We start from the raw sequence: 13,624 nt of genomic DNA on the forward strand, positions 1-13,624 counted from the left end.
GTTCAACGGTTGAATCAACGTTGCGAAGCGCTTAATGCGTTGCGGTTTTGCACTTGATCGCTGGTTTTCGTGCAATGTTGTTTTGACAAGTCGGTTCGAAAAACACACAATGGTCGTTACCACCTCTCCGCATCAACTTTTCACGGGGTGGATTCCTACGCATTCAATGGAGAAGCAATGAAGAAAACTATGATCGGCCTTGTCGCAGGTGTTTCAGCGGCATTGCTACTGAGCGGTTGCGCCGCAGGTGCGACGAACGACTCGAAGCCCGCGGAGAACTCCGGTGCAGAGTCGGCCGCGCCAACGGGGCTTGTCAACGAGGGATTCTTCACAGCCTGCATTGACCCCGAGTACCCGCCGCTGGAGTACTACGCGGATTCGACCGGTGGTGACATCATCGGCTTCGACGCCGATGGCATCCGTGCCGTTGCCACGCACTGGGGTGTCGAGCCCAAGTTCGAAGTCACCTCGTTTGACGGCCTCATGCCGGGGCTGCAGTCCGGAAAGTGTGACGCAATCTTCGGCGGTCTCTACATGAGCGAAGCGCGCCTGCAGATTGCCGATGCCTCGGCCGTGATGAATGCCGGCCCGGCCGTGCTCGCCGACCCGAAGCTGGCCGCGAAGCTGGAGAAGCCCGAAGACCTGTGCGGGCTCAAGGTCGTCACCCAGTCGGCCTCGAGCAACTCCGCCAGCGTCGCCGCGCTGAGCGAGAAGTGCGTCGCCGACGGCAAAGACGCCATCGCACACACCGACTACCCCAAAACCGCCGAGACCGTTCTTGCCGTGATCAATGGCAAGGCCGACGTTCTGGTCGAGACCAATGTCGCGGCGGCCTACATGGCCACACAGAACAAGGGCAAGCTCCAGGTTGCCAGCAACGTGTTCCCCCCGGACACCACCTTCGGCGTGTTCACGAAGAAGGACAGCGAGCTCACTCCTGCTGTCGCAGAAGCACTCGACGCAGTTCGCGAGAACGGTGAGTTGGCCAAGGCGGCCGGCAGCTACAACCTCGACGTCTCCATTCTGGACGTTCCCTAACCAGTCCCTTGGGCGGGGTTGCCGGGCAGACCGGTGACCCCGCACCACCTAGGAGTCAATACCCATGCTTTTTGATCCTCAGATCTTCTTCGAGCAGCTCTTCAACCCCGCGTATCTCTGGGGCGCCCTCCTCTCGATCAGTGTCGCAGTGTGCTCGCTCGTCATCGCCACCGTGATCGGATTCTTCCTGGCCGTCGGCCGCACGTCGAAGAAGGTCTACGTGAGCGCACCTTCCGCGCTCTACGTCTGGTTTTTCCGGGCCCTTCCGGCGCTGCTCGTGCTGCTCATCATGTGGAACGCGCTTCCCCAACTGATCCCCGCGTTGCGCGCCGACTGGTACACGCCGTTCATCGCGGCATCCATCGGGCTCGGACTGGTCGAAGCCGCGTTCATGGCCGAAATCATCCGTTCGGCGCTCAACAGCGTCGATGACGGCCAGGAGCTGGCCGCCCGCGCACTGGGCATGAAGCCCGCATCGGTGATGTTGAAGGTCGTGCTTCCGCAGGCCATCCGAACTGCGTTGCCTCCGACCGGAAACGAGTTCATCGGACTGATCAAGTACTCGTCACTCGCTTCGGTCATCTCCCTGCGCGAGCTGCTCACCACGGCTCAGATCGGCGTGAACATCACGTTCCGCTATGCCGAGTACTACACCGTCGCGATCATGTACTACCTGGTCATCGTGACAATCATCACCTTGATTCAGAACCGTGTTGAGAAGAAGTTCCTCTGGACCTCACGTGGCGTGAAGAAGACCATCCGACCGGTCACGATGAACACTCGGGCCATCGCCAGCCTGAAGATGACCAGCCTCGAAACGAAGGGTGCCAAGTCATGAGCACCATTGCATTGGACACCGCGGTCCTCCCGACCCTCCAGGTCGCAGACCTCCACAAGGCCTACCACGGCAACGAGGTACTGAAAGGCGTCGAATTCGCCGTCAACAAGGGCCAAGTGAAGGCCGTGCTGGGCCCGTCGGGTTCCGGAAAATCGACGATGCTGCGGCTGATGGCTCTGCTCGAGCCGGCCGATCGGGGCACTATCTCCCTCAACGGCACACGGATCGGAGCCTCGGAGCACAGCGGCAAGATCCTGCACCACGCCGAGGGCAAGCTCGCGGTTCAGCGCCGGGACATCGGGATGGTCTTTCAGAAGTTCAACTTGTTCCCGCACCTCACCGCGGTCGAGAACGTGATGATCGGTCTCACCAATGTGCAGCGGGTGCCGAAGGTCGAGGCCCGCGAACGGGCCTACGCAATGCTGACCAAAGTCGGCCTGGCCGATCGTGACGGCCACTTCCCGTCGGAGCTGTCCGGCGGTCAGCAGCAGCGTGTGGCGATCGCCCGCGCGCTCATCCTGAACCCACAGGTGATGCTCTTCGACGAGCCGACATCCGCTCTTGACCCCGAGCTTGTCGGGGAGGTGCTCGAGGTGATGGAAGATCTTGCAGCAGCAGGCATGACGATGATCGTCGTCACGCACGAGGTGCGCTTTGCCCGCCGTGCCGCCGACGAAGTGACGCTCTTCGACGGTGGAGTCATCGTCGAGCAGGCCGCGCCGGAGGAGTTCTTCGAGAACCCGCAGCACGAACGCACCAAGAAGTTCCTCAGCCATGTCCACTAACCCGGGCATCCGCCCCCGAGCGGTCTACACCGATCTCGACGACACCGACTTTTCAGCTGGTATCGCCCTGCTCGACAGCCACGGTTTCGACGTCACCTACCTCGATTCGCACGATCGGGAGGTGATTGTTGCGGGAGCAGTGGGTGCCGTCGCCCTGTTGGTGGGATACGCCGAGATCACCCGGGACATGATCGAACGGATGCTCAGCATCCGGGTCATCGCACTCATGTCGATGGGCTTCAACAACGTCGACGTCGAGGCCGCTGCGGAACACGGAATCTGGGTCACCAACATTCCCGGTGCAGCGACCGAAGAGGTGGCCACCCACGCGCTGGCGTTGGCTCTTCACGGTGCCCGCGGTCTGTCGTTCTACGGCCAGGCGACGCGGGGCGGCGGCTGGAACCTGCGTGACACGATTGTGCCGCAACGACTCAGCGAGACCACGCTGGGCCTGGTGGGTTTGGGCAAGATCGGTTCCAAGCTGGCCGAACTTGCTCGACCGCTCTTCGGCGAGATCGTCGGCTACGATCCGATGCTGCCCGACACCGCCGAAACTCGTGAGCGTTTGGCCGCGGTCGGTGTGCGCCGGGCGTCGCTCGAGCACGTTCGCGCCGAGGCTCATGTGCTGTCACTCCACCTCCCGTTGCTCGAATCCACCGCGAATATGGTGGATGCCGAGTTCCTTTCCGCCATGCAGCAGGGCTCGTACCTCATCAATGTGAGTCGTGGGGGACTCGTCGACAGTGTGGCGCTGGCCGCCTCACTCGACGCAGAACACCTCTCCGGTGCCGGGCTCGACGTGCTCGACGTGGAACCGCCGCCCGCCAATCACCCGCTGGTCTCGCATCCGCGTGTGCTGCTGACGCCGCACATTGCGTACTGGTCGGGCCGCACGGATGCCGAGTATGTGCGCCAGCAGGCCCAGAACGTGATCTCGTGGGCCGAGACGGGCGCACCCGACAGTCCCGTGGTCATCGTGTCCGAGCCGAAATCCCCGACGCCGCTCGTCAGCACGCTCGCTCGCCAGCGAGCCACCTAGCTACCCAGGCGGGCCGATAAGCGCCCATCGCCCATTTCCTTTCATTTCTTCGACCCGACGTTTGGAGTACTCCCATGCGGAAACTCGCCACATTCGAAACATCTTTCACCGACTACTTTCCGCGGATTGTGACCTCCCGCGCCGTGCACACTCTCGACGCCGAGAACAGTGTCGCCGACGCCTTTTTGATCTTCGCCGGTCAAATCGCACGGGTGGGCACCCTTGATGAATGCCGGACCGCAGCAGCGGCGATATCGCCGACGGAGCCGGTGGTCACCGATTTTGGAGACCAGATCGTGGTCCCGGGATTCATCGACGCCCACGCCCACCCGCTCATGCTCGGTCAGATGATGAGCTGGGTGGATTGCGGCCCGGAGAAGGCATCGAGCATCCCCGAGATCGTGGCGCTGCTCGCCGAGGCGGCCGCCCGCATTCCGAACGGACTTCCGGTGCGCGGCTACGGCTACGAGCAACGCAACCTGGCCGAGAAGCGCCATCCGCTCCGCAGCGAGCTTGATCTCGTGGCGACTGACCGCGAGGTGTACCTGATGAACGCGTCGGGTCACGGCGGTGTTGTGAACACGTTCACGCTTGACGCCAGCGGAATCACCAGGGACACCCCCAACCCGAAGGGTGGCGAGTTCTTCCGCGACGCGGACGGTGAGTTGACCGGTGAGCTCTCGGATGCCGCCTGCAACATTCTGACCGGCGTGCAAGGTGTGAAAATCGGTCACCATGGTCCCAACTTTCATCTCGGTGATGCACCTGAGGAGCACGTGCGTCAGCTCAGCGTCGCTCAAGAGAACTTCTTGCAGGGCGGAGTCACGACGATCGGTGACGCGCAAGTGACCAAGCGCGAGTTCGACATGTACCTGCGATTGGCTGAACAGAATCAGCTCAAAACGCGCATCTCGATGTATCTGCTCTCGCACCTGCTCGATGAGGCCATCGACACCGGACTCCACGGTGCGTTCGGAAACTCGCACCTCAGCTTCGCCGGCATCAAGTTCTACGCGGACGGCACACTCGGCGGCTGGACGGCATACTTTCCCGACGGATACGTGGGTGACCCGTGTCGCACCGGACAGCTCTATCACGAACCCGCCGAATACCAGGCGCTGATCAGCCGGGCTCACGCGGTGGGGCTGCAGACGGCGACCCATGCCCAATCGCCCACCGCGATCGAGATGGTCATCAGCTCGCTGGAGGCGGCCCTCGCCGAGAATCCGTCGGCGGACGCCCGTCACCGTATCGAGCACTGCGGGCTGCCGACGCCCGAGCAGATCGCGCGCATGGCGGCGGCCGGCATCCACCCGGTCAACCAGCCGCAACACCACTTCAACTGGGGCGAGGGCGTCGAACAGGCCATCGGAACGCCCGGCGAGCGCTTCAACCCGCTCGGTGAGTTCGCTGCGGCCGGCGTGCACGTGACGATCAGTTCGGATGCGCCGGTCGCCGATCCGCGTCCGTTGGAGGCGATTCAGGCTGCCGTGAGTCGCGTCACCCGTCGTGGCAACCAATTGGGCGGTGATGACCTGGCCATTACCCGCGAACTCGCGCTTCGCGCCCACACCATCAACGCGGCGCACACCCTCGGCCGGGAGGCGGAAATCGGCAGTATTGAGGTGGGCAAGCGTGCCGACTTCGCTGTGCTGGAACGCGACCCCTTCGAGTGCGCCGTCGACGAAATTTCGACCATCGCGGTAGCGCAAACCTGGGTAGATGGCGTGTGCCACTACGCCGCTAAGTAGAGACAAGGGATCCCGTGAACTACTCGGAAGAATCGGCAGAAACAGCCCTCGGCGCAGGGGTCGAACTCGACAACGCCGGGCTGGCCGTGATGACGGTGCTGCGCAACTACGGCGTCGACACGATCTTCGGCATCCCCGGAACTCACAACCTCGAGTTCTATCGTCCGCTGACCGCATTGGGCATTCATCCGGTCACCTCGCGGCACGAGCAGGGCGCCGGTTATGGCGCTGACGGTTGGGCGCAGCAGACCGGGCTTCCCGGTGTGGTGATCACCACGTCGGGGCCCGGCCTGTTGAATGCGCTGTCGGCGGCCGGCACCGCGTACTGCGAATCGCGACCGCTGATCATCCTCTCGCCCGGTGTGGCGGAGGGCGGCGAGTTCGCCGACAACGGCGCGCTGCACGAAACCAAAGATCCGACCGGGGCTGCCGGTGCGATCGTCGAGTGGAGTCGGCGTGTGTACAGCGCAACAGAGGCGGTGCAGGCGGTGCACGACGCATTTACGATGTTCCGCTACGGGCGTCCGCGCCCCGTGCACATCGAGGTTCCGCTGAACATTTTGGAGGGACAGAGCGACTGCCCGCCGTCGATGCTCGCCGCGCACGAGATTCGTGCCGCAGCCGGCGCAGAATACGCCGATCTGCACAAGGCGATTGCTGCACTCGACAGTGCCGCGCGGCCCGTGATTGTGGCCGGGGGTGGGGCGCTCCGCGCGGCCGCGCAGCTGACCGCACTCGCAGAACTCTTGGATGCGCCCGTCGTCACCACTCTCAACGGCAAAGCCGCCGTTTCGGAGAACCACCCGCTCTCGCTCGCCTCCGAAATTCGACTGCCCGCGGTGCAGAAGGTCATCAATGACTCGGATGCCGTGCTCATCGTTGGTTCGAAGCTCGGCGAGGCGGAGCTCTGGGGCGGCGTGATTCAGCCGGCCGGGGTTGTCATCCGCATCGACATTCTTGCCACACAGGTGCAGAAGAACGTGCGCAGTGACATCGGACTCGTGGGGGACAGCGCTGCTGTTCTCACTCAGCTGCTCGACGGGTTGCGCGCCGGGCGAGTCGACGCCGGTCGGGGTGGCGCTGCGGGAATTGACGACACGGGCAGCCCGGGGACCAACTACTCCTCGGCACGCGCCGATGCTCTGGTTGGCGTGCGTGCCGAAGCCTTCGCCGAGGCGCGCGAGATTTCGCCCGCCCTCTTCGCAGTCGCGTCGGCCATCGCCGACGTGCTGCCGGCCAACGCCATCGTGGGCGGCGACTCGTCGCAGATCACCTATTTCGGCATGTCCAGTGTCGTGCGGCAGGATGCCCCGCACTCGTTTCTTTACACGCCGGCCTACGCGACGCTCGGCTACGGACTGCCGTCGTCGATCGGTGCGAAGGTGGCGAGCCCCGATCGTCCGGTCGTCTGCGTCGTCGGCGATGGCGCGCTGATGTTCGCGGTTCAAGAGTTGGTGACCGCGGTCGAACAGCGGCTCGATCTCACCGTCGTGTGCGTCGACAATGGCGGCTACGCGGAGATCAATCAAAACGAGCGCGACCGGGGCATTGAACCGGTCGGCGTGGTGCTCACCCAACCCGACTGGGCGGCGCTGGCCGACGCCTTCGGCGGCACCGGGCACCGGGTCACCGACGCGAGCGAGCTCGGTAGCACCGTCGCCCGTGCGATCGCCTCGACCGGCCTGAACCTGGTGCACGTGCCGCTTCACCTCTTTTCTGCGACCTCATGATGGAGAGAACATTGCTCAACACCCCCACGCTTGACCACACGCTCGACGACACGCTCGATGTCGTCGCCAAAGAAACCGCCGCACGCTGGGTCGATGAGAATATGCCGCGACTCTCGGAATGGCACACCCACATCTGGGAACTCGCCGAGCCGGCCTGGCGTGAATTCCGCTCGGCCGAATGGTACGTGGAGCGGCTCACCGCCGAGGGTTTCACGGTCGAAGCAGGGTCGGCCGGTATGCCGACGGCGTTCAGCGCCGAATGGACGCACGGCACTGGTGGACCCACGCTGCTGACCTATGCCGAGTACGACGCCGTTCCCGGAAACAACCAGTCGGCATCCGTCACCGAAGACAGCCGCGAAGGCATGAGCCGGTTTGCCCCTGGACACACCGACCCGCACTCGGCGCTCGGGATCTCCACCTTGGCCGGCCTGTTGGCGACCAAGCATGCGATGGAGCAGCACGATATCGCCGGAACCCTCAAGTACACGGGGGAGCCGGCCGAGAAGATGCACGGCTCGAAGGTGGTGCATGGACTGCGCGGTTACTACGACAACGTGGATGCCATCGTCAGCTTCCACCCCTTCTACATGCTGCCGCTCTGCAACACCGCGCGCTGGGACACCCAATGCGGGGCCTACTACAGCAAGGTGTATACCTTTGTCTGCGATGAGCCGGAATCATGGCAGCTGTCGGCCAACCCCAACTCGCCGATTCCCGCCTCGCACTCGGCGGCTCGCGCGCCGGGCGCCAATGTGGCGCTCATGTCGATGTACACGTCGTCGCGCATCATGCAGGATGCCATGCTGCCGAGCTTCGGCGGCTGGAGCCTGAGCGACGCCATCCTGCTCGACGGCCAAGCGACTGCCGACAATCTTCCCGCCCGGGTGGCGCGCATCCAGTACTCCTGGCGCACCCCCAACGTTGAGATGGCTGAGCACGTTCTGGCCGTTCTCGACCGCAACGCTGAGCATGCCGCGCAGATCGCGCACTGCGCGGTCGATGTCACCTGGGTGGCGCGGAGTCGGCCCGGCCGCACGAACCACGTCATGGCCACCGTGCTCTACGACAACCTGGCGGCCGTCGGTGCTCCCAGTTACGGGCCGGAGGCGATCGGCGTCGCGCAGGAGATTCAGCGAAACCTCGGCATTGAGGTGATGGAGAAGCCGTTTCTTGACGAGTGCGAGCAGCTCATCACGCCGCAGGACGCCGAGGAGGCGTTGCGCGAACATCTGGCTCCGTGGCAGCACAACTGGACGAGCGACGACTACGTCGAGATGACGCACTACGCGCCGACCGTGCGTTTCTACGTGTCACGCCCGGCGCTGAAGTCGCCCGCCGGTGCCGGTGCCTACCCCGGCTGGGTGATGAACGCCCTCGGTGGAATCCCCGCCACGATCGACCCAACGATCGACGTGGCCGGCAAGACGATCGCCGGCACCTTCATCGACCTGCTCACGAAGCCTGAGCTCGTTGCGGATGCACGTGCCGAGTTCGACGCGCGCGTCGCGGCCGACCCRATGCCGGCCCTGCTTGCGGCCGATTTCGAGCCGCCGATCGAACTGCCCTGGCCCGACTACCGCACCCGCAACGACGTGCGCAGCTGGGGGTAGCCGGACCGGGGTTGGCAGCTCGGGTCTACTCGCCCGTCGTCAGCGTGTAGTCGCCGTCGGCGCAGCCCGTCACGTTCCAGCCGCCGGGAACCGCGACCGTTTCAACGTTCGTGATTCCCTCGGTGTCGACCACGGGCTGCGCCTCGCCGGGGATCCACACGGTCAGTCCGCAACCCCGTTCCTTCGTCGTTCCGGCGAGAGTCAGGTCGGCCTCGTGTGCGGCGAGCTCGGTGAGAACACCCGGCGCGGTCTGCGGATAGGCGCGGCTCAGAATCTTGAGAAGATCGGTTTTGGGAGGAGCATCGCCACCCGTCGCGCAGTCTTGCATCATCAGAGCATTCCCAACCGGGCCGATGCCGTTCTGCGGGTCACCGCAGGCCTGCTTCCACACCCAGTAGGCGCTGCCCAGCCGGTGCGTATCCTCGGCGACCGCGTAGCGGTTCAGGCGGGCGAGAACATCCGCATCCTCACCCCAATAGCCGTACTCGCCCGACCAGAGCGGGGCGCCGTGCTCCTCGGCGACCCGCTGCGCGAGGGTGAACTGGCGTTCCAGCCCCACGATCGGGGGAATCCCGAGGTCGCGGTCCATGGTGATCGACTCGGCATACATATGCGGCGAGAAGGCGATATTGCGATCGTTGGTGAACCCGGGCGTCGGGCCGGCATCGAATCCGAGTCCTGACCAGAGGATGCTCGGCTCCACGAACACAATCTGCGGCGCGCCCGCTGCACGGATCTCCGCGATCGCCTGGTCGTAGAACCGTCCGAGTTGCACCGATGTCGTGACCGGGGCGGTTTCACCGAAACCGGGCTCATTGAGCAGGTCGAATCCGGCAACCATCTTCTCGTCGCTGAACTGCGCGGCAAGCTTGCCCCAGGTCTCGGCGAGCGCGGTCTGGATGCCGTCGGTGTCGAAGTAGAAATGCTGGAATGCCCGGTTGCCGGCCGGCGAGATGTCGCGCCCGGTGAACTGGCAACGCGGCGCTCCGTCGGTGATCGTCGCCCACTCGGGGGCTCCGTCATATCCCCACATCGGGTCGGTCCCTGGCCGACACGTGGTTCCCTCTTCCCACGGCCCGTTCCACCAGCCGTCCTGGTGCATGTCGAGCACGGTGTAGATGCCGTGTTGCTTCGCCCAGTCGACCGCGTCGGTGATCTTGCCAAGGTATTCCGGGTCGAGAGTGCCCCGTTCCGGCTCGAGTGCCGACCACGACAGGTTGAGTCGCGCGACGGTGAATCCTTGGGCCGCCATGTCAGCGAAATCCTGCTCAGTCAATGGCCGGGTCGCCGGCACATCGAGGCGCGCCTGATAGAAGTCCACGAGCTGGTTCACGTTGACCCCGCGCAGCAGCACCTGGTTGCCGTTGCCGTCGGTGATGATCGATCCTTCGGCGCGCAGAATGCCCGCGGGCGGCGTTGTTTCAGAACCGGCGGCATCCGTCGACGCGGCCGAAGCGATTCCGGTTGACGGAATGCCAATGGCCGCGCCCAGCGCAAGGACGACGGCGGCAGCGGTGGCGAGCTGCCGGGTCCGGATCGAACGTTCGGCGAGAAGTCGGTCTGCGACAACGGCGCCCAGGCCGACGATCCAGCCAGCGCAGGCGCCAAATGCGAGACCGTCGGCGACGGCGACGTAGGTGACCATCAGCGGCCAGATGTCGCCGGTGAAGCCGCCGTCGACGGTGAGCCCGATGATCCCTTGCATCAGGCCCACCACGCCACCGGCCACCACAGCCGCCAGCCACCCGCCGAGCACTCCGCGAACACGCGAGCGCATCCAGCGCAGGCACAACGCTGTGGCCCCGGCGATGAGAATCATGGCGATGAGCATCGACACGATCCCGCGGTCGGGGCGGGCCACGGGGATGCCCGGCGCATAGGCCGCACCCGTCCACCACAGGCCCGCGATGAATGGCGTGACCGCGGCGAGGAGGATGGCGGGTGCCCAGATCGATCCGGGTGTGAGCAACGTGCGTGTCGTCGGTCCGCCGAGCCAGCGGGTGAAGGCGGCGACAATGAGCGCGGCGGGCACGGCCTTCGCGGCCACGAATCCGGCTGCCCACCCCGCGGAGGCGAGGTCCCAGGTCATGACGAAGCAGGCGGCGCCCTGCGCGAGCAAGACGGCGAGCACGAGGCCGGCCGTCAGTGTCCAAAAACGTTCGCCCGCTCGAACGGCGACCCACCAGGTGACGGCGAACAGTACCGGTACGAATACAACGTACGGGGCGAGCGGCCACATGCCCAGGTCGAAGCGCAGCTCTGCTCCCGACCAGCCGACCAGGGCGAGAAGACCCGTGGGATCAGCGATCGCCTGGATCAGAACCAGGATGAACATGCTGGTTAGCGCTACGGCAGGACGTCGAACCGATTTCATGACACTCCATCGTGACAATTGCGGGGGTGAAGCTGCCCGCATAGCTTTGCCTGTCTTCCGCGGCAGGTCAAACCCGAGCATCGTTCGATTTCCGACCGTGTCGCTCAAGTGGGTCAAGTGTCCCACTCGTTGACTGAGAAGCGCAAGACGAAGTCGGCTGCGACTACTTGGCACATGACCATTTCGGTGGTTGAGGAGCAGCCGACGGAGGAGGCCGCGTCTCGAAACCACGCGGGCCGATCTCTGCACCTGGGTTGCGTCTGGGGATTGGCCGGCGGAGGTCTCGAGACGCGGGCTCGCTGCGCTCGCACGCTCCTCGACCACCGGTGCGACGCACCGAGATGGCTTGTCTTTCTATGTGCCCCCGGCAGGACCTGCGACCAAGAGATGAGAAGCACCGCGAGAGCCTTGCGGCTGTGCAGTGAGAATTTTGTGTGCCCCCGGCAGGATTCGAACCTGCGACCAAGAGATGAGAAGCACAGCGATGAGTTGTTTTTTGTGTGCCCCCGGCAGGATTCGAACCTGCGACCAAGAGATGAGAAGCACCGCGATGAGGTGTTTTTTGTGTGCCCCCGGCAGGATTCGAACCTGCGACCAAGAGATGAGAAGCACCGCGATGAGTTGTTTTTATGTGCCCCCGGCAGGATTCGAACCTGCGACCAAGAGATTAGAAGGCTCCTGCTCTATCCCCTGAGCTACGGGGGCGACCAGTCGAGACTACTACGCCGCCAGGTGAAGGTTCGAATGCTGCGGCATGTCGAACTTGGGGGAGAGTGCCCACTCCGGGCGTCCATACTGATCGTGCGCGTCGCACCTCCGGTAGATTGTGAGCCATGCGAGATCTTCAGGCGCGAATCATCGCGGAACTGCACGTTTCACCCCAGATTGATCCGGCCGCCGAGGTGCGCCGCCGGGTCGATTTTCTGAAAGATTACCTGGTGCACACGGGTGCGTCAGGCTTTGTGCTCGGCATCAGCGGAGGCCAGGATTCGAGCCTCGCCGGACGCTTGTGCCAGCTCGCCGTCGAAGAACTCGAGGCATCCGGTCGGCCGACCACGTTCGTGGCGATGCGACTTCCTTTTGCGGTGCAGCACGACGAAGACGACGCCGTGCTCGCTCTGGATTTCATCCGGCCGAAGTCGACGGTCAGCTTCAACATTCAGCGTGCGGTCGAGGGGTTCGAAGCGGAGTACGCCGACAGCGTCGCAACGCCGATGACTGACTTCACGAAGGGAAACGTGAAGGCGCGGTCGCGGATGATCGCCCAATACGCGGTAGCCGGCCAGAACGGTCTCCTCGTGGTGGGAACCGACCACGCCGCCGAAGCTGTCACTGGTTTCTTCACTAAGTATGGCGACGGCGGAACCGACCTGCTCCCGCTGTCGGGCCTCACGAAGCGTCAAGGACGAGCCTTGCTCGTCGAACTTGGAGCTCCGGAGCGCCTCTATCTCAAGCTGCCGACCGCTGATCTGCTCGATGACAATCCCGGACAGACCGACGAAGCGAACCTCGGGCTTCGCTACGAAGACATCGACGACTACCTCGAGGGCCGACCGATCGACGATGCTGTCGCGGAAGCTCTGGAGGCTCGGTTCCTGGCGACCGAACACAAGCGCCAGGTGCCGGCGTCGCTGTTCGACACCTGGTGGCGCTGAGCCCGAAGGCTCAGCGCGACAACCAAGCCCGAAGGCTAGGCCGGGTTGACCGGCAGCGGTTCGGACGGGGCCGCTCGCACATCGAGCGCCTTCACGTCGTCCAGAAGCTGAAGCGCCTCGGTTGACGTGGTCGCAGGGGATGCGAATGGTCGCGACGTCGACGAAGACTCATCGGCCGAGAACTGGTTGTGGTGCTGCTTCGCAACCCACGCGTCTTGCTCGGCAACCAGCGCACTCTCCGGGGTAACACTTTGGGTGCCCCACCGAGTGAGATCCGCCTGAAACACCTTGCGTGACTTGCCCGGCTTGTTCTGCCACTCGACGAGGCGGTCACGGAACTCGTGAACCGCCGGCTCGAGCTGGTAGCCGAAGGTTGCCGAGGTGCGCTTGAGCTCGGCGAGCTGATGCGCGGCCCAGTCCGCGGCGACCGCCGCGCCCTTGATCGGCAGAAGGCGCACCTGGATGTCTGCCTGGCCGACGGCCCGGTCAGCCAAGACCTGCTCCTGTGGAGTCAGCGAGTTCCACACTGACGCTTCGGTCGCTGCGTCGACGAGAGCGCCGATCGCTGCGACTTTCTGCTCGCGATCGCGCTGGGCGATCAGGCTTTTGAGCGTCGCTCGCGAGATCCAGGCCGAGAGAACCCCAGCAAGAATGATCGCAAGAACGAACAGCACTGTGCTGAAGAAAACGGGCTCAGTGCTGACATCGGTCAACCAGGCATAGAAACTATTCCACCAGTACATGTGCCGCACTTTACCGGTGCTCATACCTATTCGGGGGGAGCCCCTGCGGCGTGCCACA

At 64.3% G+C, this 13,624-nt stretch carries 10 protein-coding genes and 1 tRNA gene; 8 read left to right on the forward strand and 3 right to left on the reverse strand.

Annotation, left to right across the window (positions count from 1 at the left end; translation table 11 throughout):
• The first annotated feature begins 177 nt into the window (after positions 1–177).
• The 7 genes from AB4Y63_RS03565 (at position 178) to AB4Y63_RS03595 (ending at position 8,794) form a co-directional block, all read left to right on the forward strand.
• Entirely contained in the window at positions 178–1,038 is an 861-nt protein-coding gene (locus AB4Y63_RS03565) for a transporter substrate-binding domain-containing protein (RefSeq protein WP_441789670.1), read from the forward strand.
• Between the two features lie 64 nt (positions 1,039–1,102).
• Positions 1,103–1,876, forward strand: a complete 774-nt coding sequence (locus AB4Y63_RS03570; protein ID WP_441789671.1) for an amino acid ABC transporter permease — start codon at positions 1,103–1,105, stop codon at positions 1,874–1,876.
• Entirely contained in the window at positions 1,873–2,661 is a 789-nt protein-coding gene (locus AB4Y63_RS03575; RefSeq protein WP_441789672.1) for an amino acid ABC transporter ATP-binding protein, read from the forward strand. The genes AB4Y63_RS03570 and AB4Y63_RS03575 overlap by 4 nt, the downstream gene beginning before the upstream one ends.
• Positions 2,651–3,700, forward strand: a complete 1,050-nt coding sequence (locus AB4Y63_RS03580) for a C-terminal binding protein (protein ID WP_441789673.1) — start codon at positions 2,651–2,653, stop codon at positions 3,698–3,700. The genes AB4Y63_RS03575 and AB4Y63_RS03580 overlap by 11 nt, the downstream gene beginning before the upstream one ends.
• 74 nt (positions 3,701–3,774) lie before the next feature.
• Positions 3,775–5,451: an amidohydrolase gene (locus AB4Y63_RS03585; RefSeq protein ID WP_441789674.1), complete on the forward strand. Its 1,677-nt coding sequence runs from the start codon at positions 3,775–3,777 to the stop codon at positions 5,449–5,451.
• 14 nt (positions 5,452–5,465) lie between these two features.
• Positions 5,466–7,181, forward strand: coding sequence for a thiamine pyrophosphate-binding protein (locus AB4Y63_RS03590; RefSeq protein WP_441789675.1), 1,716 nt, complete (start codon positions 5,466–5,468; stop codon positions 7,179–7,181).
• Between the two features lie 11 nt (positions 7,182–7,192).
• The gene (locus AB4Y63_RS03595; protein ID WP_441789676.1) at positions 7,193–8,794 is read left to right on the forward strand and encodes an amidohydrolase; all 1,602 of its coding nucleotides are present in this window, start codon (positions 7,193–7,195) and stop codon (positions 8,792–8,794) included.
• A gap of 25 nt (positions 8,795–8,819) precedes the next feature.
• On the opposite strand, the gene AB4Y63_RS03600 is transcribed toward AB4Y63_RS03595, so the two are convergent.
• Complete coding sequence (locus tag AB4Y63_RS03600) at positions 8,820–11,168, reverse strand: cellulase family glycosylhydrolase (RefSeq protein ID WP_441789677.1); 2,349 nt, start codon at positions 11,166–11,168, stop codon at positions 8,820–8,822.
• 632 nt (positions 11,169–11,800) lie between these two features.
• Positions 11,801–11,873, reverse strand: a tRNA-Arg gene (locus AB4Y63_RS03605).
• A 128-nt stretch (positions 11,874–12,001) separates the two neighbouring features.
• Here AB4Y63_RS03605 and nadE point away from each other — a divergent pair.
• The gene (nadE, locus tag AB4Y63_RS03610; RefSeq protein ID WP_441789678.1) at positions 12,002–12,823 is read left to right on the forward strand and encodes an ammonia-dependent NAD(+) synthetase; all 822 of its coding nucleotides are present in this window, start codon (positions 12,002–12,004) and stop codon (positions 12,821–12,823) included.
• Positions 12,824–12,858: 35 nt separating this feature from the next.
• Here nadE and AB4Y63_RS03615 read toward each other — a convergent pair whose 3' ends face one another.
• On the reverse strand, positions 12,859–13,566 hold the full coding sequence (locus AB4Y63_RS03615) for a hypothetical protein (protein ID WP_441789679.1): 708 nt from the start codon (positions 13,564–13,566) through the stop codon (positions 12,859–12,861).
• Positions 13,567–13,624 lie beyond the last annotated feature (58 nt).

The sequence above is a fragment of the Leifsonia sp. YAF41 genome (assembly GCF_052113185.1).
Classification (GTDB): Bacteria; Actinomycetota; Actinomycetes; order Actinomycetales; family Microbacteriaceae; genus Cryobacterium.

What these genes read in the sequence shown, in the direction of transcription:
- AB4Y63_RS03565 (WP_441789670.1), top strand. Translation starts at nt 178, where the DNA reads ATGAAGAAAACTATGATCGGCCTTGTCGCAGGTGTTTCAGCGGCATTG.
- AB4Y63_RS03570 (WP_441789671.1), top strand. Translation starts at nt 1,103, where the DNA reads ATGCTTTTTGATCCTCAGATCTTCTTCGAGCAGCTCTTCAACCCCGCG.
- AB4Y63_RS03575 (WP_441789672.1), top strand. Translation starts at nt 1,873, where the DNA reads ATGAGCACCATTGCATTGGACACCGCGGTCCTCCCGACCCTCCAGGTC.
- AB4Y63_RS03580 (WP_441789673.1), top strand. Translation starts at nt 2,651, where the DNA reads ATGTCCACTAACCCGGGCATCCGCCCCCGAGCGGTCTACACCGATCTC.
- AB4Y63_RS03585 (WP_441789674.1), top strand. Translation starts at nt 3,775, where the DNA reads ATGCGGAAACTCGCCACATTCGAAACATCTTTCACCGACTACTTTCCG.
- AB4Y63_RS03600 (WP_441789677.1), bottom strand. Translation starts at nt 11,168, where the DNA reads ATGAAATCGGTTCGACGTCCTGCCGTAGCGCTAACCAGCATGTTCATC.
- nadE (WP_441789678.1), top strand. Translation starts at nt 12,002, where the DNA reads ATGCGAGATCTTCAGGCGCGAATCATCGCGGAACTGCACGTTTCACCC.
- AB4Y63_RS03615 (WP_441789679.1), bottom strand. Translation starts at nt 13,566, where the DNA reads ATGTACTGGTGGAATAGTTTCTATGCCTGGTTGACCGATGTCAGCACT.